The organism is Microbacterium allomyrinae (assembly GCF_020682705.1).
Classification (GTDB): domain Bacteria; phylum Actinomycetota; class Actinomycetes; order Actinomycetales; family Microbacteriaceae; genus Microbacterium; species Microbacterium allomyrinae.
In genome coordinates this window covers 76,940-95,097 of record NZ_JAGTTN010000004.1, presented here as the reverse complement: position 1 = coordinate 95,097, position 18,158 = coordinate 76,940, and the positions used below count along the sequence as shown (strand labels likewise).

The window sequence follows — 18,158 nt, the reverse complement described above, 5'->3', positions numbered from 1 at the left end:
GTGGCAACCACGACACAGCACATCAACGCCCGCAACGACCCTGATCTTCTCGACCGGTTCATCGCGTCCGCGGAACAGGCAGACATCGACAACGCCTCCCAATGGGTGCAGGCGAACATGGGCAAGCTCGTCGGCGTGGACGTGGACGGCGGGCAGACCGTCGCCGATGTCCACGCATACGCCAAGGAGACCCGCGACGTGTATATCGACGCGACACCCGACCGTCCCGGCGTGGATCTCGTCGCGGTCACTGACTCGCACCTCACGGCCGCGATCACCGCAGTCCGCACGATCTGACTCGCACGACAACCCGAGCCCCCGGCGATTGCTGGGGGCTTTGCCATTCCCACGAAGGAGAACCAATGCCGTTCAAGAATGGGGAGGTCCCGTACTCGGTCGTGTCCGTGGTGTTGGCGTCCGGGACCGACAGCAACGGGTACTGGGAGTTTCGGTGCACCCCGGCGTTTGCTGCACGGTGGGCGTCCGCGAAACGGGAAGCTGAGCGGCGCTTCGGCCGCACGATTCACATCCGTGCCGGGTGGAACATCTACCGCCCGCTGTTCTCGCAGAGGACCGCGCGGACGAACGCGTGCAAGCAGGGGAACTGCAACGGTGCCGCCGTGGAGGGCACGTCGTCGCACGGCGGCGAGTGGCGCGGGCGACCATGCCTTGCTGTCGACGTCGACCCGAACGGACTCACCTGGGATCAGGTCGACCAGGCGATGGAAGCGGCAGGTTTCTCGGCCCGCCTCATCACCGAAGCCATGTCCGGCATCAAGGGTGGCGAACGGTGGCACTACATCGACTTCAACGCGTTCGCGCCCCTCCCTGCAGGTTCCACATCATCTGACACGCCAAGCCCCGCCGTTGCGGAGGAAGAAGAAGACATGTTCACCATCTATCGGCGTGGCGGCTCGATCCGAGTCGTCGGCAACGGTCGTGACTTCCGCATCGGTGGGGCGCTCACCGTCCAGACCGGTGTCGACGGCACCGAGACGCTCGACGTACTCGCGAAGGGTGCGAAGGTCGTCGATCTCGATGACCGTCAGTGGGATGTGATGATGGTCGTCCTCGACGCCACCGCCGGCAAGCCGGTGACGTCGCTCGACGACACCGTCATCACGAAGCTCGTCGATGGGATCGTCGCGAAGCTGCCCGCCGCCGGCGGCGCCGCGACACCGGGGGATGTCCGGGCGGCCGTCGCGGACGCGTTCGGTGGGCTGGTGCTGAAAGCCGAACGGCCCTGATGCCGTACCCGTTGAATCCGCCGTGGGCGCGGCGGGTGCTCTACGGTCTCCGCGCCGCGCTGTACCTGATGTGCCTGCTCATGGGCGTCGGCGCGGTCTGGCTGACGCCCACGACCGTCTCTGACAGGCTCCCCGGGTTCGTCACCGATCTGTGGGGGGTGATCGCCGTGCTCGGCGCACTCGCCTGCCTCGGCGGCGCACTCTCCAGGCTGTACCGGTGGGAGCTCATCGGACTCCCACTCGTCATCGGCGCCGTGGTGATCTACGCGATCACCGTGTGGGAGATCGCCGCGGACGCACCCACTCGGACCGCTCAAGCATCGGCGGTCACCGCGCTCCTGTTTGCCCTCGGCATCCGGTGGATCGATCTGCTCGTGGTGCGGGGGCGGCTCGTACGCGAGAACCAGGGCGGCGGGTGAACCTGCAGGAGTGGGCGCTCGTCGGAACCACCATCGTCGCGATCGCGACAGCGGTGTGGACCGGCGTGAAGACAATCTCCGACCGCAAGGCCGGGGTTCGCTCCACCGAACACACCGAACGGCGCGACACCGTCGCTGACCGTGACGCGCTCATCGACCAAATGCAAGAGGAACTCCGCGACGCACGCGCTGCGCGGGTGGCGACGGAGATCGAGAAGCAGCGTCTCGCTGACGAGTTGTCGCTCGAGCGGGAGTACACGCAGATTCTCCGCGATCACATCTACCGGCAGAAGGCACCGCCTCCGCCAACACGACCCTGACCAGGAGGTCATCATGAAGACTCTCGCCGCATGGTTCACTGACGGCCGCCGGCAGGCGCTGCAGGCCGCGCTCGCGACTCTGCTGCCCGTCGTCGCGTACTTCGGGTGGGTGACGACGTCGCAGGCCGACGCGCTCCTCTCGGTGTCGCAGGTCGCGCTGCAGCTCGTGCAGGGCGTGATCGGCCTCGCGCTCCTGCGCCCGTCCGCCGCTGCCCGCTGGCTGACCACGGTCGGCCGCGGCATCCTGTACGCCCTCGCCGGTGTCGTCGGCCCGCTCGGTGTCGCGTTCCGGTGGTGGGGTGACGACACCGCTGCGGCGGTGCTCACCATTACGGGCCTTGCGTTGACCGCGTTCGCTGCGTTCGTGCAGGTCGTCAACGTCCAGACCATCGACCCGCAGTTCACCCCCGGGGTGTCTCTGCGCAGCGATCTCGCAGGGGAGTAGTTCATGACGGTCGTGACGCTCAACGGGCTGGAGACGATGCTCGGCGCCCCGGGCCCGATGAAGCGCGGGAAGGTGCAGGTCGACTACTGGGCTGGTGCCCGTGCGGTGACGCGGGTGGATGGTGCGGATGTGACGTTTCCGTCGCAGATCACCGTCGCCATCGCTGACGGCTCGCTGGTGGAGGTGTTGGATCTGCCTGCGACGGGCGGGGTGTGCTGTGTGCGCATCGTGGTGTCGTCGGGTGGGAAGCAGCTGATCCGGTTCGTCGAGATCCCCGCGTCGGGGCCGGTCGACTTCGGCAACCTGGTCGACGTCGACCCGGGAACCTTCGCCCCGCTCGATCCGACACCGCCCAACGCGCAGCAGGTGCTCGAGGAGGCCGCGTCGGCGCTCGGCTCGGCGGCGGCTGCAGCGGCTGCGCGCGCGGCCGCGGAGACTGCACAGTCGGCCGCGGAGGCTGCTGCCGCTTCGGTGATCCCGTCGACGGATGCCGCGATGGCGGCGGCCGCCGGGGCGCCGGGGTCGGTGTTCGCCGCCCAGCAAGCCGCCACCTTTGTTCGGTTCGTGGACCACCTCACGGGCGAGTCCATCGACCCCGCAGGGACCGTCGTCATCAAGGTGAACGTGACTACTGGCGACATCGACGACATCGTGTTCGAGGAGGCCTGACCGTGGCATACATGCGTGATTCCGCTGGGGTGCGGCTCGACACGATCGAGGTTGTCAGCGCTCCTGAGGCGGCGCTGAAAGCTCTCGCCACCCGCATCGCATCGACGGTGCGCGAGTGGCCTGGCGCGCTCTCCACCGATGCGCCCACTGTCAGCGACGCCACCGCCGCGACCATCGGCGGCCGCACCACCGCCTTCCAGGGAGCCGTCACCGAAGTCGTGTCACGCGGCGCCTGGGATGCGCCATTCAACCGTTGGAAGGTGCAGGGCGGCGGGCCGTTCACGGGCGCGGATTTCATCCTCGACGGCGACTCGATCGAGTTCGAGTATGTGCCTGTCGGGGCCACGATCTACTACCAGATTGTGGTCGACGGTCGCGCGGTCACTGAGGACTTCGTCTCGCTGTCCACCACGGTGGCGTACCACTACCTCAAGCTCGCGTTCGCATCCGCTCGACGTCGCCGCGTCCAGATATACATCTCTGGCATCAACGGCTTCCGTGGCGTGATCGTCCCCATGCAGCAGTCCCTCTCGCCCGCGCCTCGCGGGGTGGTCATCGGATGGGTTGGCGACTCGTTCCTGGCGGGTTCGAATGGTTCACCCGGATACCAGAGCTACGCATGGAGCGTCACGCAGTCTCTCGGGTGCGAGTACACGGGATCGGTGGCGGGCGGTACCGGCTTTGTCAGCACGGGATCATTTGCGAAGTATGACGACCCGGCCCGAGTCGCCACGGTCGCTGCGACGGACTCGGACCTGATCGTCATGTGCGCGTCGGTGAACGATGACGGGCTAGCGGGGCTGGCCGCCGCGGTCACCACCACGCTCAACGCTTACGCGGCCGCGTGCCCCGGTGTGCCGATCGTCGTGCTCGGCCCGCAGCCGACCAACTCGACGGACACCATCGGTGCAGTCCGGGCAGCGAACGCGGCAGCCGTGCGCGCATCTGCGCTCGCGCATCCGGCCGTGCTCGCGTTCTTCGACATGCTCGGCACCGTCGATGGCGTGCCCGCGGTCTGGGCCGCTGGCGCCTACACGGGACAGTCGCTCGTCACGTATCTCGGGTCTGTCTGGAAGGCCGACTTCCCGGAGTCCGACAGCGTCAGCGGTACGCCCGGCGTGACCGCGGCGTGGAGCCGGGTGACGTGGGGATTCGACGGCACCGGCCGCGTCGGCGCCACCACCGGCAACGGCAACCGCGACACCTACCTGCACTCGGACAGCGTCCACCCGACGCCGTCAGGGCAGAAGGCACTCGCGGCGATGGCTCTCCGCAGCATCCTCAGCCTGGTGGGAGAACTCGCCCGATGAGGAACCGCATCATCTCGACGCTCACCGCGTGTGCACTCGCGGCCACGCTCGCCGCGATCACCTACCGGATCGGCAAGGAGGACGGCGAGGACCGCGTCTTGGACGTGGTCTGCTCAGCCGTCGACCAGCAGTGGGACCGGCAGTCGGCCGTATGCCGCTGATTCCACCAAAGATCCAGCATTTGATTGACGGGTGCTTGATTGGCGGGCCGCTCGCCGACGGGAGTCCCGCGTGATTCCGCGGATCTGGTGCCCGAATTTGCTTGATCGGGTGCATCCGCTCGCCATGCCGGACGCTCCGAAGGTGACATAGCCCACCCAGGCATGTTCTTCATCACCCTGTTCACCATCATGATGATGCGCCCCGCTCTCGGCCTCACGGTCGGGGGCGGGGCGTTTCGTCGTTCCCGGGGTGTCGGCGGGGCGTCGTAGGCTGACGGTCTCTCACAGACGAGAGCGCCCCGACAGGTGCTGTAACACCGGCCGGGGCTGACGAATCCAACTCTGCATTGGAGTCCGCCATGGACGAGAATACTGTCCCCCTGCCCGCCTCACGAGACGCGGAGCTCGCGCGCCGCGTGTTCCTCTCCCACTACGCCGGCGGCACGCTCCGGCTGTACACGAGCGACCTGCAGCTGTTCTTCGGCTGGTGCGCCGGGTTCGGCGTGGACCCGCTCGCCGTGCGCCGGTCGACGCTCGAGGCGTTCGTGCGGCACCTGGAGCTCGAGCGGCACAACGCGGCCCGGTCGATCGCGCGCCGGTTCCAGACGATCCGATCCTTCTACCGGCTCGCTGTCGCCGACGAGCTGCTCGACCGTGACCCGACCTACATGGTGCGGCTGCCGCGGTGGAGTGTGGACCGGTCGAAGATCGCATGGCTCGACGACCGGCAGATGGGGAGACTGCTGCGCCAGGCTGAGGAGACGTCGCCGCACTATCACGCGCTCGTCGCGTTGATGGCGATGCTCGGCCTCCGCGTCTCCGAAGCGTGCTCGATCAGCATCGAGGACTTCACCGAAGACGCGATCGGCTACATCCTGGTCACCGTCACGAGGAAGGGCGGGAAGGTGCGCACCATGCCCATTCCCGTCCCGCTGCTCCGCATCCTCGAACGCGCGCGCGACGGCCGCACGGCGGGCCCGCTGATCCTCACCCGACGCGGGAACCGGCAGACCCGCAACGGCGCCTACTTCTGGATCAAGGAACTCTGCCGCAAAGCGGGACTGCCCGACAATGTCCACCCGCACTCGCTGCGCCACTCGTACGCGACCGCGCTCGTCCGCGCCGGCATGTCGATCGTCGACACGCAAGAGTCGATGGATCACGCCGACATCCGCACCACGATGCACTACTACCACCAGCCCATGAACCACGACCGGCACGGTGCGCACGTCGCCGCACGCGTCTTCGCATCGGCCGCGTAAGCATCAGGCCCTTGTCGGTGGCGGGGTGCCGTGCGTCGGGATCTCCCGCCGTCGGCGCCCCTCGGCCACCCACGGCTCGGCGCCGTCGATCTGTGAGAGCGCGGCCGCGAGGGGGCGGGTGTACTCGCTGTCGTAGTAGCCAGCCCAGCTCCCGGCTTCCTGCGCGAGGATGTCGACCCGGTCCCCGGCGATGCGGCGGAGCTCGTCGATCACCGGGCCCGGGTCGCCGGTGTACTGGTTGCGTGAGCAGGTCGTGGCCAGCTGGATGCCGAGCAGCACGTCACGGGTGAGTCGGCCCATGGGAGTCCCCTTTCCCCGGCCGAGGACCCCAGGCTACGCCGACACCACCGACATGCAAACAGACTTGGCACGTCCCCGAGACGTTCCAAATCTGGGGCCGATTCTTTGCACATCCCGTGTCACGACGGGATAGTCCCGATCACCACAACCCGGCACGACTGGCACCAGTAGCCCGATACCGCGTCACGCAACACCGCGGAACATTCAGGGCACCGCGGCGTCTGTACGTCGTCGAGGATGTCGTCCACGCGTCGAGGGTAGCCCGATGTCGGAACACCCCGGCAGAGTTGTCCACCGTGGGGACTGGGGAACTACTCGACTTCGAGCGTGCATGGCCGCGCCACTCTGGCGCGAAAGAGGTCGCGATCCGCGCGCACGGGCTGACGCCGGCGCGCTACTACGTGCTGCTCCGACGCGCAGCGGTCTCACACGAAGGACAGGCGCACGACGCGGTCACAGCGCATCGCATCATTCGGCTTCGTCGATCATGATCACCATGTCGCTGCCACGGTCCGGGTGATACGACCACTCGATCGTCAGCCCGTCCCACGACTCGGACTGGCGCCCATCCATTGACGTCGTCTGATTGATATGGGACTCGACGCTGGCCGGCATATCGAGGAATTCCAGGATGCATGCCTGGTCCGCGTATGAAGCGCCGGTCGCGTCCTCGTTGCCCTGCACGTCGATCACGAGCGTCTGGTTCTTGTCACCAAGCTCGGTACCATCAGAAGCCTTGCACCGGTCTACGGCATCCTCAAGCCGAGTGTCGACCTCTGCCTGCGCCGTCGCTGAGCTCACCGATGACACGATGCCGCTCACGGCGAGAGTCCCCATGATGCCGACGATCAGCCCACCGACCGCGGCCAGACCGATCCAGAGCGGCGTCTTGCTCGCAGGTGCCGGTGCGACAGGCTCTGGTGCGACGGCCGGATCCTCGGTGATGTTCCCCATGACGGTGAGCATAGAGGTTCAGCCAGCGCGGTGACCCATCACGCCACACGACCCGAGATCTCCCGAGGCGGTTCGTCCGCGAGCAACGCTGAGAACTGCTCCATCGCGGCGATGAGTCGCTGCTGGTTCTGCGGCGACTTGTACCCGCGGGTCGTCGCCCGCGTGGAATGGCCGACGATCTCCTGGATGAGGTCCTCGGGAACACCCGCGAGGTACAGCAGGTCCACGGCCGTGTGTCGGGCATCGTGGAGGCGGACGTCCTTCTCGATGCCTGCGGCGACGAGAACCTTCCGCCAGTCCTTCCCGGCAAGGTCTGGGCCGATCGGTCGCCCCTTCCGGGTGAACACGAGTCCCCACTGGTTCTCGGGAGACTTCTCGAGGTGGCTCAGAAGGATGGATCGGAGCGGTTCAATGAGGGGGATGATGCGCCACGACTTCGGCGACTTCGGGCGGGTCCAGTACAGGCCGCCCTCGAGGCTACGGTACTCGTAGTCGGCGGGGGTGTCGTCGGTCTTTCGTTGCGGGCAGTCCCGATCCCGGATGCGATCGCACGTGCCTCCGCATCCGTGCCGCCACCGGATGCGCTGCAGCTGCCACGACAGATCGAGGGAGTCACCGACCCGGTCGCGTTCGAGTCCGATCACTTCGCCTCGGCGGGCGCCGGTGAGCAGGGATGTAGCCCATAGAGCACCTTCGGGCATGGTGGCCACGTGGCGGAGGACCTGCAATGCCTCGGTGAGGTCAAGCGCGTGGAGCTCCGTGACGGACTTGCGTGGGGCACGAACGAGCGTGGCGGGGTTCCGCCCGATCCGGTTCTCCCGGAGCGCATCCTTCAACGACACCGACATCACTCGGTGCGCGAGGAGCGCGGTCGTGGAGGCCAGCCCCTTCGCGAGGATGGCGTCATGCACACGGCGAATGTGTGCCGGTCCGAGCTTGTCGAGCTTCACGCGACCGATCGCCGGGTTGATGTGGTTGTGGATCGTCCGGCGGTATCCGTCGATCGTGTTCGGACGGACCTCTTTCGCAGCAACCTGCTCCACCCAGTACAAGAACCACTTCTCGCACGTCATGGATGATGTCGGTAGGTCACCGCGATTGCGGAGGTCATCTTGCAGCTTCGCGAGCTTCTCGACGACCTCGCTCTTGTTCTTCGAACGGACCACCTTTCGGCGGCGGTCCTTCGGATCCCCGGTCGGGTTCGGGAGCTCAACGACGGCGGTCCAGTACTTGAGCGGCTGCTTCCGGTCCTTCGGGACCCGATACACCGCACCCTCGCCCTTGCCCCTCATGCGGTGCCGTTCCTCTCCTGCTTTGGCCCGGCTTCCACGGGCCGGCTCATCTTCTACCGTGCGCCGACCAGAGCTCCTGGTTGATCACTCCGACGTGCTGTGCTCTTCTGCGGATGGTGCGTTGCGCGTCCATCGAGTGTTCCCTTCCGGCCAAGGTGGGCGGGTGTAGCCGTTGGTGTAGCCATTCCCGTTGGTTTGCATGGTCCCGAGTGGGCCTGTATTGAGAGGCTACATGCCAGATATGGATTAATGCAAGCCAGATGCGATCTTTCCGCACGACTGAAAATCGTGAGGTCACGGGATCGACGCCCGTCGGAGCCACAAGGTGACCGTTACAGTCATCCTAGAAACCCCCACCTAGCTTCTAACATGGTGGGGGTTTTGTTTTTCCCTGGTGAGAGGCGGTTTCCACGTCGCCCTCTGGGCTACTCCGGCGGATCGCTGAGCGAGCGAAGCTCCCGTCCATTGAGCGAGCGCGGCGAGACGAGACGCCGTCAGCATGAAGCTTGGGCCGGTCTGGGGCCGGTCGAGGGCGAGTTCGGTTGGAGACCTCTCGACGTGGCGGCCACCTATGTGGTGGAGCGCGGCCGCACAGTGAGGGCCTGTAGGAGTGCGCCGATCGGACCGTGCTCGTCGTGCAGGAGGCTGTGGGTGAGACCGTGTCCACCTGGTCCGAAGCTGACAGTGGTGTCGAATCCAATCCAAACGCTCTCTGGCGCGCGAAACAGATGAACGTCGAGGTCGACGTTGGGGAAGTAGGCCTCCGCAGGCGCAACGCGGGGAGTGATTCCGTTGGCGATATCGACGAGTCCCAGCATTCGCGCGGTTGGACTAATCGTCTCGCCCTCGAGCAGAGGGAAGCGTGGCCGCATCCAGAACTGGGCTCGGCCGGGTTCGACCTCGTTACGACGCACATCGACCGTGGTCACGAATCTGCCGGGCCAGATGTGCGACGGCGACCAGGCCTGCATGGTGTCGGCGGCCAGAAGGCCGGGGAGGTTGGTGCCGGCGATCGCTGCGGTGTCATGGTTCTGGGCGAACCAGGCGCGGGCAATAGAGGCCGGGCGGCCAGCGTGATGCAGGGTAGCCTCGGCGAGCTCGATGGTGCGCCCGGCGCGAATGACCCGCGTGGTGACGTCGATCGTGTCGATCGGCAGGGTGCCGAGGATATCGAACGAGATCCGTGACATCGTGAGCGGAGAGCTCTGCCGCTCGTGGCGGTCGCGTTCGAGGGCATGGGTAAGAAGTCCGAGCGCGGGAGCGATGTGCTGTTCGTCGGTGTTCCACGCACCCTGCACCGCATCGGTCGCCGCGAATCGGGTTGCGTCGAGGCGGCGGAAGTAGGCGGGCATGGTCGGATCGTACGAGGTCACGTTAGGTGAAGCATCCGCTCGACGAACAGGAACAAGCCGATGCCGATCATCGCGATCCCGGAGATCCGGCTGACCACCCTGGCGGCGACGGGCCGTGACCGCAAGACGGCATGAGCGCCGTAGCCGACCGCGAGGTAGACGATCGCGCAGCTGGCGACGTGCACCAAGCCGAGCACGCTGATCTGAGCCGCCAACGGCCACGAGGCGCCCGGGTCGGTGAACGGGGGGAGCACGGCGAGGAAGAGGAGGAACACCTTGGGGTTGAGGCCGCTGACCCCGAACCCTTTCAACCACCACCGCGAGGCCGGCCCCGCTGCCGCGTCGGTGCTGGCGTGCACGACAGACGGATGTCTGAGTGTGCCGATGCCGAGCCAGACGAGGTAGAGCGAACCGGCGACGGTGAGGACGGTGAGCGCTCCGGCGATGCTCATCACCACCGCACCGGCACCCGCAGCGACGATCAGGGTCGCGACCAGGTGGCCAGTCAGCATTCCCGCCACCGCCGAGGGCACGCGGCGGTGCAGGCCCGCGGTGATCGCATACGCCCAGTCCGCGCCCGGAGTGATCACAAACAGCACAGAGACGCCCCAGAACGCGAGGATGGCCCCGCTGTTCACGCGATGGCCTCGTTGATTCTGCTCACGCGGCAAGACTAGGTAAATCTGATGCGAAGGTGCTTCTAACTATCACCTCGAATGATGGACAGCGTGGAAGAATTACTCGTATGGACGCAATCGATCGGAAGATTCTTGCAGAGCTGCAACGCGATGGCCGACAGACGCTCACCGAACTCGCCGAGCGCGTCCAACTCACCTTGTCGCCGTGCCATCGCCGAGTGCGCGAGCTTGAGAGGGAAGGTGTGATCACTGGATACCGGGCGAGCATCGACACGAACGCAGTGGGGCTTGGTTTTCAGACGCTCGTCTTCGTCACCATGCGTGAAGCGACCCGAGACTCAATCCGTGCGTTTGAGGACGGCGTGTCAGCAATTCCCAACGTCGTCGATGCGCAACGACTATTCGGAGAACCCGACTATCTTCTGCGGGTGGTCGCGGCCGATCTCGATGACTTCCAAGGGATCTATGATGACCAACTCAGCGCGCTACCCGGAATGCAACGCCTCAACACCACCCTCGTTATGCGCACCGTCGTCGACGACCGCGACCTGCCACTCTAATCCTGAGCTGCAGCCCAACGCTCGTCGTTGTCGCGGTCGGGTGAACACACCGGGGCAGTCGGCGAGGCAGCAGCCGCAGAAAGGGTGCTCCAGCGTCCCAGCGCCCGCTTCGTCTCGCACACGCAATCCGCGCAGGAGTAGCGATTTCCGCGTGCCGGGAAATCCAACTCGATGCGCCGATCGTCGCTGAGTTCGGACGCGAAGACAACGTCGTATTCGACCCGCCGAGCACCACCACCCGATTCGACTTCCCGTTTTTCAAAACTCGCCAGGAGAGCTTCCTGCGGTGCTCACAGACAATGGACAGTTGTCGCTAGCGCTCAAGCTCATTCGGACCGAGAGTCTCTTTCATCAACCCGGCGAGCTATGTGCCTGTAGGTCTCCTCGTCGATCAGCCCGATCGTGTAGGCATGGACAACTGCGTCGCAACTGTTCGGGCGCGCTTCCCAGACGTCAGCCAAGCCCCGCGTCCGGTAGCTCGGTTCAAAGTCCCCCGCAGAAGAGCGTCAACGAGTTCGTCCCGTGACCATTCGCCCCGCTGTGCACACGCGACAACGCCCATCGCCGTATCGGCGCGCAGTCCTGAGCTGTGAGAACTTTCTTTACTCGTTCAAGGCCGGCCTAGCGGCCGGCTGCGCCGCCTGCGGTGCGTCCGGTCCTCGCTCCGCTGCGGTCCGGGCGCTCCTCGACGGCACCGACGAGTCCGGTCCAAGTCGTATCCTCAACCTATGGCCGAAGCTCAAGAGTTCAGCGACGAGGACGTTCAAGAGACCGTAGACGATGGCCCCAGCCTTCCTCCGCTCTGGGACATCCCGCGCATCGTCGGAATTGAGCTCACGAACTTTCTTTCCTACAAGAAGGCGCACCTTGAGTTGTCAGATTTCACGGCAATCGTAGGACCGAACGCAAGCGGAAAATCAAACGCCGTCAAGGCCTTCCGCTTGCTCCGAGACATCCCGACCTACGGACTGCCCGTGGCATTGGCACGACACGGCGGGTTCGACCAACTTCGACACCGAAGCAACGGAAAGCCAAACGACCCTGCCATCCGCCTGAACTTTGTGTTCGAGGGCGCACCCCCTTCGTTCTACGAAATTTCGCTTGGCTCAGTGAGCGGGAAGCGTTATCGCGTGAAGCGTGAACGCGCGATGGTCAATTACGGCGAACGCGGCGAGTCAGTTTCTTTCGACAGCGACGGTTCACGTTTGAGTGCTTCAGAACGGCTGGCCGGCCCTGCTGACGATCTTCGCTCAGCCATCGCCCCGGGGCAAAGCGCTCTATCGACCGGCAGCTTTGCAAGCTACGTCGTTCAGAACACGCTTCGGTCCATCCAGACAATCGAGATCAACCCAGCCCTCGTGGGCGCTCTGCAGGATCCATCATCAACAGATGAGTTCGACCCAGCAGGTGGTAACACAACGAGTGTGTTCGAAGCGCTCACTCACGAGGAGAGAACCAGAGTCACTGAGCACCTGTCAGCAGTCGTCCCCGGCATCGTTCGTATCGAACCACAGAACTTCGCCGACAAGCAGACGCTTGCCTTTTATCAGCACAGCCCATCTGGGAACCGCAAGTTCCTGGCTAAGCAAATGTCCGATGGTACGTTGCGCGCCTTCGCAATCATGCTCGCGATGACGCAGAAAACCCGGCCGCAGCTCATCGTGATCGAAGAACCAGAAGTGGCCATACATCTCGGGGCGCTGCAGAGCCTGGTCGAGATTTTGAAGTCCGCTTCGTCAGCAACACAAGTCCTGATCACGACCCACAGCGCGGACATCATCGACGAAGTCCCCGTTGATTCGCTCCGAGTTGTGTGGAGCGACCAAGATCAGTCTCAGCTCGCTGTAGTAAGCGAACACACACGCTCGGTCCTGCGTACCGGGATGATCACCCCGGGGGCCCTACTTCGAGCCGATGCGCTAGACCCGGATCGAGTTGCATGAGCGCCCCGCCTGGAGCCGCCCACCTTGGAATTGTTGTAGAGGGCCCGGGAGACAAAGAAGCTTTCCCGATACTGCTTCGAAAGTACCTGCACTCCGTAGGACGTTACGAGGATCTGTTAGGCAAACCTGTCCCCCTGAAAGGGAAGGGGTCAGCAACTCGAGCGAATAGCGGCCTCGAGGGATATGTCCTAGCAGCCGCGCGCCCGGGGTGCTGTGCAGTATTGGTACTCGTCGACGCAGACAAGGACGCAAGCTGCGTGCTCGGACCCGATCTTCTAGCGCGGGCCCAAGCCGTGACTGCAGTTCCGGTAGTCGTGATCGTTGCTGAGCGCGACTTCGAGGACTGGATCTACACCGCTGTAGAGCACCTGGACCTGGGCAAGGCAGCCTGGAACTCAAGTGAACGCGGGAAGAACGCAATTGAGTCGTTGCTCACTCCTGAAAAGTATGTGAAGTCGACGATGCAAGCACGACTCACGCAACGCATGGACCTAGACGTCGCGCGAACAAGAAGTACGAGCCTCAACCGCCTGTTCAACAAGATCGACGAGATCCTAGCCCGCATCTAGCGGCTCGGCGTTTGTGCCGGTTCTGTGCCGGTAGCTCCGCTGAAACCACCCTCAACCAGCCGTCACCAACCATGACGACTTCACGGAATCACGCGGTAAACGGCGACTAACGAGCGCCCCCTGCCCCGGCGCATCCAACTGAAAATCGTGAGGTCACGGGATCGACGCCCGTCGGAGTCACTGGGACCCTCGTGCGGCTTCTACGCACGGGGGCTTCTTCAATTTTGCTGGTCAGGGGCTGTTTCCGCTCCCCTCTGCGGATGCGCGAGGCTAGTCGAAACTCGCCGATCGGATACCGCAGACGCTCCGCTGATCGACCGTCGGTCGAATGTGCAGAAACCCTAGGATCCAGGTGTGGAACTCGTGGAACTCATGACCGCACGCTTAACCCTTCGTTGCCCCTCAGAAGCCGACATCCCACGCGTTGCCGAGATCTGCAAAGACTCCGTGATCGCGGAGTTCACCATGGTGCCGCACCCCTATGAGATTGAGCATGCACGCGGCTTCGTCGCCGACATGGTTCCAGCTGGCTGGGCAGACGGGTCCACTCTCACCTGGGGAATCTACGAGCGACACGACCCCCGTCTTCTCGGAATCGTGTCGCTCTCGGGTGTTAGCGATGGCATAGCTGAGTTGGGCTACTGGATCGAGTCCGAGACACGCGGTCGAGGCGTTATGACTGAGGCCGCGGAACGAGTTGTCGAGTACGCCTTCGCACTTGTACCGCTCGGCCTGGGGCTACATCGCCTCGGGTGGGAGGCACTCACGACGAATGTTGCGTCCGCGCGTGTTGCGCAGAAGCTCGGCTTCGCTTGGGAAGGACAGAGACGGCAGGCTGCGTTCCGCCTCGGACGGACGTACGACCTGACCTTCGCAGGTCTACTCCATACGGATGAGCGTCCCGCAACATCCTGGCCAAGCAACGAATAGGGCGGGGCTCGCGAGCCTCCGCTTGCCTGGCGCGTTGGCGGAGATCTACCCGGAGCGGCTGCACTCCGCGCCGGACATCTCCCGGTGACGACTGCGTGGCTTCAACGGGTGTTCGAGGCACCAATCATTTGCCAGTTGCAGCCCTCAAGATCGATGACCTCGGCTCCTCGCTATTCGCCATCGCGCCGTTGCCGAATTTGTCCAGCAACCTGAGGGACGATGGCACACGGCGAGTGACGCGACGGCGACGACTTGTCCAGCTTCCGTCATGCCGAGCGATGCGATGAGAGCATCGGGCGCTTCGCCATCGAGATCGGCCGTGAGTGACGAGCGCCCACCCGCGCGAGAGATACGTCGACGCCTGTGGCGGTCGTCGTGGCGGTGATCGCCTGGCTAGCTGTGTGACCCTGACTCGATCAAGGCGATGGGTGAGAACTTTCCTTAGTCGTTCAGGGCCGGCCTCCGGCCGGCTCGTCGTGGTGGGGCGGCTCCACGGCGGTGCGTCAGGTACTCGCTCCGCTGCGGTCCGGGCGCTCCTCGCGGCACCGCCCCACCCGTCGCCGATTGCGTCCTGTCTCCTGAGCCCTGCGAAGCCGCACCGAGGCGATGCAGTGCCAGCGACAAGGGCTCCGGACATACGCCCAGAGCCCTTGTGATGGATGCGGCGGCTACCTTTTCGCGCCGGCGCGCTTCTTGATGCTTACGTACCAGGCGCCAAGTAGGCCCGCGCTGAGGACTTGAGCGAGGAAGGCACCGACGTACTGTCCGGTGAGGTTCGCCACGAGCATCCCGACAATGATGCTCAGAACTGCGACCACGACGACGGTCACGTAGTACGTGCGAAAGGGGCTTCCGCGAAGCATGGGGTTCTCCTCTCGTCAGTTGCAGTCTGCACCGTTGTGCAGGAAGGGGTTTCCCCTGCATAGGGCGCAACACCCCAGAACGACAGTCCCACACACTGCCCGTTGTCGTCAGCGTAGACCGCGGTGGCCCCGAGCGCGGCGGCCGCAAGCGAACACGCTGCAATGGCGACCGGCCCACCCACACCGCACGCGGCGGTGAAGCCGCCAAGGCCAACGAGGCCAGCGCTCGCAATGGTTGCCGTCTCGTGCCGCCTGACCATGTGATTGGTGATGATCGGCGGGCGACCCGGCGTTCTCAGTCGGGAACAGCGATGAGCTTCCCGTTCCTGGGGAAGTGGCTGACTTCGAGCTCTGTCAGCGCCGTGATCGCTTCCGACAAAGAGACGATGCGGCCGATCGGCACCTGGAGCGCCCCCTGACCCGCTGCTTCTGCGACGGCTTCGAGATCGGCGGTGACAGCCTGGGCGACCATCACCCGATACTCGCCGGGGACCGCGGCGCGGGCGAACTTCGCGGGGGTGGGGTTGATATCGAGGATGCGACCTCCGCGCTTCACGATGGTTCCCGCTGTTTTCGCTGAGAGCGTGCCCGCGGTGTCGAGGACAAGGTCGAATCCTCCGGTCAGGCTGTCGGGGTCGAAGTCGAACCGCACGATCGGGTCGATTCCTAGTGCTCGAGCTTCCTCGGTGTCGACGGGACGGCAGCTCCCGGCAACCGACGCTCCTCGGGACCGCGCGAACTGAACCGCAGCCCGGCCGACGCCACCGAGACAGCCGTGGATGAACACCGCCTGTCCTGCGTTCACCATGCCTTCTCGGATGATCGCTTGGAAGGCGGTGACACCGACCGTGGGGATCGCCGCGGCCTGTTCGAAGGAGAGAGTTGAGGGCTTCTTCACCACTCGTGCCTGCTCAGCCACGACCGCCGCAGCGAAGGCCCCTGGGCCTTGGAGAGTCGTACCGCCCAGCACTTCGTCGCCGACTCCCAGACGGGTGACGTTCGTTCCGACCGCTTCGATCACGCCTGCGAAGTCCGTGCCGAACCCGCGAGGAAACGTCCGGCCAGTCACCGCCGGCATCATCCCGTCGCGGATCTTCCAGTCCATCGGGTTGGCAGACGCGGCATGGACGCGGACGAGCACCTCGCCAGGCCCCGGCCCACGCGGCTCGACGTCTTCCAGCCGCAACACCTCCGGTCCGCCGTACCTGTGGTACTGGATGCGCTGCACCGTCAGGCTCCGGAGTCGTCGTTCACTCGTCCCGGCGTGGTCGACCGGATGGCGAGCGGGAAGCGGGTCTGGGTGAGTCGTTCGGAGACGTCCCAGAGTCGTGCTGCGGTATCGGGGTCCGTCGCGCGAGCGGCTGGCTTGCCCACCGCGGCCGGGCCGCGGACGCCGCCGAAACGGCTTGGGCCGGCGAAGCTGCCTGCGGGGACATCGCCGACGCCGGCCAGCAGGGTGGGGAGCGCGCCGCCGTCGGGACCGTGGGCGAGCAGAGGTGTGCCGACCGCAGCCACGGCGTCGAGTAGCCGGTTGCCGCTCGTGATCCGGAACCCCGTGGACGCCCAGCCGGGGTGTGCGGAGGTGGCGATCACCGACGAGCCCGCGGCGATCAGGCGGCGCTGCAGTTCGGCGGTGAACAGCAGGTTCGCCAGCTTGGACTGCCCGTATGCGCCGAACGGTTTGTAGACCCGATGCTCCCATTGCAGATCGTCAAAGTCGATGTGCGCGGAGCGATATGCCGTTGATGAGACGGTCACGACGCGGCCCGTGACCCGGTCCAGCAGGAGATTGGTGAGCGTGAAGTGTCCGAGATGGTTGGTTCCGAACTGGAGCTCGAAGCCGTCCGTGGTGTGTTGCAGCGAGTCGGTCATCGTGCCCGCGTTGTTGATGAGCACATCAACCGATCCGCTCAGGGCGGCGGCGAACTCTCGGATCGAGGCCAGCGAGGAGAGGTCCAACGGCCGGACCTCGACGGGTCCGTCCATAGCGTCTGCCACCGCACGGCCCTTCTGCTGATCTCTGACGGCGAGGATGACCCGCGCTCCCTTGGCAGCGAGGGCGGCAGCCGCGGCACGGCCGATGCCGCTGCTGGCGCCGGTGATGACGATGGTCCGGCCGGTCTGATCCGGCACCTGCGAAGGAGAGGCGAGTGTGAGCATGCTCCCCAATGTATCCACTGGAAACAATCTAGTCAACGGATACATTATTGATAGGATGCGGTCATGTCATCCGTTCGCCCCTACCATCACGGCAACCTACGTCAGGCCGTGCTGGATGCTGCGGCGGCGGTCGTTCGCGACCGAGGCGTCTCCGACCTGTCGCTGCGCGAGGTGGCCGCCGACATCGGGGTCACTCATGCGGCACCGCGCCGGTACTTCCCGGGCCGGCAGGATCTTCTCGACGCCGTGGCCGTCGAAGGCTTCGCCCGGCTCGGCGCCCGGCTGCGGGAGGCCATCGAGGCCTCACCGGGCTATGAGAAACAGGTTCGCTCGGTCGCTCGCGCCTACCTCGACTTCGCGACCTCCGAGGCGAACCTGGTCGAGCTGATGTTCGCCCACAAGCACGGAGCAGGCGGGCCAGACGTGGGCGAGAGCGCTTCAGCAGCGTTCGAGCCGATGTTGCAGATGTTCCGTCGCGGTCAGACCGAGGGAGTCCTCCCGAACCGCGACCCCGAGCGGACCGGGCTGATCTTCCTCGCGACGCTCCAAGGCATCGCCGGCCTCGTCAACTGCGGCGTCGTCCCGGCCGGGCAGCTCGATGATTTCATCAGTGATACCGTCGCGCAGTTCCCGAGCGGGCCGTCATCCCTGACGACGCAAAGGCGTCGCGGGAGCCGGTAGCTGACCTGTCCACGACACAGCTCTACGCCCCCACGGATGCACTTAGCCCGTCCTCGACGCCACTGGCGCATCCGCCCCGCACC

General features: G+C 65.3%; 23 protein-coding genes. 15 read left to right on the top strand and 8 right to left on the bottom strand.

The genetic code is table 11. The features are described from left to right. From KEC57_RS12815 to KEC57_RS12775, 9 genes are all read left to right on the top strand, one after another. Positions 1-297: a hypothetical protein gene (locus KEC57_RS12815; protein ID WP_229385028.1), complete on the top strand. Its 297-nt coding sequence runs from the start codon at positions 1-3 to the stop codon at positions 295-297. Positions 298-362: 65 nt separating this feature from the next. Next, a complete protein-coding gene (locus tag KEC57_RS12810; protein WP_229385027.1) occupies positions 363-1,247 on the top strand; it encodes a M15 family metallopeptidase domain-containing protein in 885 nt (294 codons plus the stop codon). A gap of 35 nt (positions 1,248-1,282) precedes the next feature. Continuing rightward, positions 1,283-1,666, top strand: coding sequence for a hypothetical protein (locus KEC57_RS12805; protein ID WP_229385026.1), 384 nt, complete (start codon positions 1,283-1,285; stop codon positions 1,664-1,666). Beyond that, positions 1,663-1,986 (top strand): hypothetical protein, encoded by a 324-nt coding sequence (locus tag KEC57_RS12800; RefSeq protein WP_229385025.1) that lies wholly within the window; start codon positions 1,663-1,665, stop codon positions 1,984-1,986. Before KEC57_RS12805 ends, KEC57_RS12800 begins: the two co-directional genes overlap by 4 nt. 13 nt (positions 1,987-1,999) lie before the next feature. Beyond that, positions 2,000-2,431, top strand: coding sequence for a hypothetical protein (locus tag KEC57_RS12795; RefSeq protein WP_229385024.1), 432 nt, complete (start codon positions 2,000-2,002; stop codon positions 2,429-2,431). Between the two features lie 3 nt (positions 2,432-2,434). After that, positions 2,435-3,100, top strand: a complete 666-nt coding sequence (locus KEC57_RS12790; RefSeq protein WP_229385023.1) for a hypothetical protein — start codon at positions 2,435-2,437, stop codon at positions 3,098-3,100. A gap of 2 nt (positions 3,101-3,102) precedes the next feature. Continuing rightward, a complete protein-coding gene (locus KEC57_RS12785; RefSeq protein ID WP_229385022.1) occupies positions 3,103-4,410 on the top strand; it encodes an SGNH/GDSL hydrolase family protein in 1,308 nt (435 codons plus the stop codon). Further along, entirely contained in the window at positions 4,407-4,571 is a 165-nt protein-coding gene (locus KEC57_RS12780; protein ID WP_229385021.1) for a hypothetical protein, read from the top strand. Before KEC57_RS12785 ends, KEC57_RS12780 begins: the two co-directional genes overlap by 4 nt. 359 nt (positions 4,572-4,930) lie before the next feature. After that, positions 4,931-5,833 carry a tyrosine-type recombinase/integrase gene (locus KEC57_RS12775; RefSeq protein WP_229385020.1) on the top strand — a complete coding sequence of 301 codons (903 nt, stop codon included), beginning with the start codon at positions 4,931-4,933 and terminating at the stop codon, positions 5,831-5,833. Positions 5,834-5,836: 3 nt separating this feature from the next. Here KEC57_RS12775 and KEC57_RS12770 read toward each other — a convergent pair whose 3' ends face one another. Next, the gene (locus KEC57_RS12770) at positions 5,837-6,133 is read right to left on the bottom strand and encodes a hypothetical protein (RefSeq protein ID WP_229385019.1); all 297 of its coding nucleotides are present in this window, start codon (positions 6,131-6,133) and stop codon (positions 5,837-5,839) included. A gap of 116 nt (positions 6,134-6,249) precedes the next feature. On the opposite strand from KEC57_RS12770, the gene KEC57_RS19125 reads away from it, so the two are divergent. After that, positions 6,250-6,624, top strand: a complete 375-nt coding sequence (locus tag KEC57_RS19125) for a DUF3263 domain-containing protein (RefSeq protein WP_308187603.1) — start codon at positions 6,250-6,252, stop codon at positions 6,622-6,624. Here KEC57_RS19125 and KEC57_RS12760 read toward each other — a convergent pair. The 4 genes from KEC57_RS12760 to KEC57_RS12745 form a co-directional block, all read right to left on the bottom strand. Beyond that, positions 6,602-7,087 (bottom strand): hypothetical protein, encoded by a 486-nt coding sequence (locus tag KEC57_RS12760; RefSeq protein WP_229385017.1) that lies wholly within the window; start codon positions 7,085-7,087, stop codon positions 6,602-6,604. The genes KEC57_RS19125 and KEC57_RS12760 overlap by 23 nt on opposite strands. A gap of 38 nt (positions 7,088-7,125) precedes the next feature. Continuing rightward, the gene (locus KEC57_RS12755; RefSeq protein ID WP_229385016.1) at positions 7,126-8,379 is read right to left on the bottom strand and encodes a tyrosine-type recombinase/integrase; all 1,254 of its coding nucleotides are present in this window, start codon (positions 8,377-8,379) and stop codon (positions 7,126-7,128) included. Positions 8,380-8,948: 569 nt separating this feature from the next. Further along, complete coding sequence (locus tag KEC57_RS12750) at positions 8,949-9,731, bottom strand: thioesterase family protein (protein ID WP_229385015.1); 783 nt, start codon at positions 9,729-9,731, stop codon at positions 8,949-8,951. Positions 9,732-9,748: 17 nt separating this feature from the next. After that, a complete protein-coding gene (locus KEC57_RS12745) occupies positions 9,749-10,369 on the bottom strand; it encodes a LysE family translocator (RefSeq protein WP_229385014.1) in 621 nt (206 codons plus the stop codon). 107 nt (positions 10,370-10,476) lie between these two features. On the opposite strand from KEC57_RS12745, the gene KEC57_RS12740 reads away from it, so the two are divergent. The 4 genes from KEC57_RS12740 to KEC57_RS12725 all read left to right on the top strand — a co-directional run bounded on the left by KEC57_RS12740 (position 10,477) and on the right by KEC57_RS12725 (position 14,371). Then, positions 10,477-10,929, top strand: coding sequence for an Lrp/AsnC family transcriptional regulator (locus KEC57_RS12740; RefSeq protein WP_229385013.1), 453 nt, complete (start codon positions 10,477-10,479; stop codon positions 10,927-10,929). 728 nt (positions 10,930-11,657) lie between these two features. Beyond that, positions 11,658-12,872, top strand: a complete 1,215-nt coding sequence (locus KEC57_RS12735) for an AAA family ATPase (RefSeq protein ID WP_229385012.1) — start codon at positions 11,658-11,660, stop codon at positions 12,870-12,872. Continuing rightward, entirely contained in the window at positions 12,869-13,441 is a 573-nt protein-coding gene (locus KEC57_RS12730) for a DUF4276 family protein (RefSeq protein WP_229385011.1), read from the top strand. Before KEC57_RS12735 ends, KEC57_RS12730 begins: the two co-directional genes overlap by 4 nt. 354 nt (positions 13,442-13,795) lie before the next feature. Further along, positions 13,796-14,371 (top strand): GNAT family N-acetyltransferase, encoded by a 576-nt coding sequence (locus KEC57_RS12725; protein ID WP_229385010.1) that lies wholly within the window; start codon positions 13,796-13,798, stop codon positions 14,369-14,371. A gap of 668 nt (positions 14,372-15,039) precedes the next feature. On the opposite strand, the gene KEC57_RS12720 is transcribed toward KEC57_RS12725, so the two are convergent. The 3 genes from KEC57_RS12720 to KEC57_RS12710 form a co-directional block, all read right to left on the bottom strand. Beyond that, positions 15,040-15,234, bottom strand: a complete 195-nt coding sequence (locus tag KEC57_RS12720) for a hypothetical protein (RefSeq protein WP_229385009.1) — start codon at positions 15,232-15,234, stop codon at positions 15,040-15,042. 295 nt (positions 15,235-15,529) lie between these two features. Beyond that, a complete protein-coding gene (locus tag KEC57_RS12715; protein WP_229385008.1) occupies positions 15,530-16,462 on the bottom strand; it encodes an NADP-dependent oxidoreductase in 933 nt (310 codons plus the stop codon). A gap of 2 nt (positions 16,463-16,464) precedes the next feature. Continuing rightward, entirely contained in the window at positions 16,465-17,394 is a 930-nt protein-coding gene (locus tag KEC57_RS12710; protein WP_229385007.1) for an oxidoreductase, read from the bottom strand. A 63-nt stretch (positions 17,395-17,457) separates the two neighbouring features. On the opposite strand from KEC57_RS12710, the gene KEC57_RS12705 reads away from it, so the two are divergent. Further along, positions 17,458-18,075 (top strand): TetR/AcrR family transcriptional regulator, encoded by a 618-nt coding sequence (locus tag KEC57_RS12705; RefSeq protein WP_229385006.1) that lies wholly within the window; start codon positions 17,458-17,460, stop codon positions 18,073-18,075. The last annotated feature ends 83 nt before the right edge of the window (positions 18,076-18,158 follow it).

What these genes read in the sequence shown, in the direction of transcription:
- KEC57_RS12760 (WP_229385017.1), bottom strand. Translation starts at nt 7,087, where the DNA reads ATGGGGAACATCACCGAGGATCCGGCCGTCGCACCAGAGCCTGTCGCA.
- KEC57_RS12710 (WP_229385007.1), bottom strand. Translation starts at nt 17,394, where the DNA reads ATGCTCACACTCGCCTCTCCTTCGCAGGTGCCGGATCAGACCGGCCGG.
- KEC57_RS12705 (WP_229385006.1), top strand. Translation starts at nt 17,458, where the DNA reads ATGTCATCCGTTCGCCCCTACCATCACGGCAACCTACGTCAGGCCGTG.
- KEC57_RS12720 (WP_229385009.1), bottom strand. Translation starts at nt 15,234, where the DNA reads ATGCTTCGCGGAAGCCCCTTTCGCACGTACTACGTGACCGTCGTCGTG.
- KEC57_RS12740 (WP_229385013.1), top strand. Translation starts at nt 10,477, where the DNA reads ATGGACGCAATCGATCGGAAGATTCTTGCAGAGCTGCAACGCGATGGC.
- KEC57_RS12775 (WP_229385020.1), top strand. Translation starts at nt 4,931, where the DNA reads ATGGACGAGAATACTGTCCCCCTGCCCGCCTCACGAGACGCGGAGCTC.
- KEC57_RS12750 (WP_229385015.1), bottom strand. Translation starts at nt 9,731, where the DNA reads ATGCCCGCCTACTTCCGCCGCCTCGACGCAACCCGATTCGCGGCGACC.
- KEC57_RS12755 (WP_229385016.1), bottom strand. Translation starts at nt 8,379, where the DNA reads ATGAGGGGCAAGGGCGAGGGTGCGGTGTATCGGGTCCCGAAGGACCGG.
- KEC57_RS12780 (WP_229385021.1), top strand. Translation starts at nt 4,407, where the DNA reads ATGAGGAACCGCATCATCTCGACGCTCACCGCGTGTGCACTCGCGGCC.
- KEC57_RS12810 (WP_229385027.1), top strand. Translation starts at nt 363, where the DNA reads ATGCCGTTCAAGAATGGGGAGGTCCCGTACTCGGTCGTGTCCGTGGTG.
- KEC57_RS12795 (WP_229385024.1), top strand. Translation starts at nt 2,000, where the DNA reads ATGAAGACTCTCGCCGCATGGTTCACTGACGGCCGCCGGCAGGCGCTG.
- KEC57_RS12735 (WP_229385012.1), top strand. Translation starts at nt 11,658, where the DNA reads ATGGCCGAAGCTCAAGAGTTCAGCGACGAGGACGTTCAAGAGACCGTA.
- KEC57_RS12790 (WP_229385023.1), top strand. Translation starts at nt 2,435, where the DNA reads ATGACGGTCGTGACGCTCAACGGGCTGGAGACGATGCTCGGCGCCCCG.
- KEC57_RS12770 (WP_229385019.1), bottom strand. Translation starts at nt 6,133, where the DNA reads ATGGGCCGACTCACCCGTGACGTGCTGCTCGGCATCCAGCTGGCCACG.
- KEC57_RS12730 (WP_229385011.1), top strand. Translation starts at nt 12,869, where the DNA reads ATGAGCGCCCCGCCTGGAGCCGCCCACCTTGGAATTGTTGTAGAGGGC.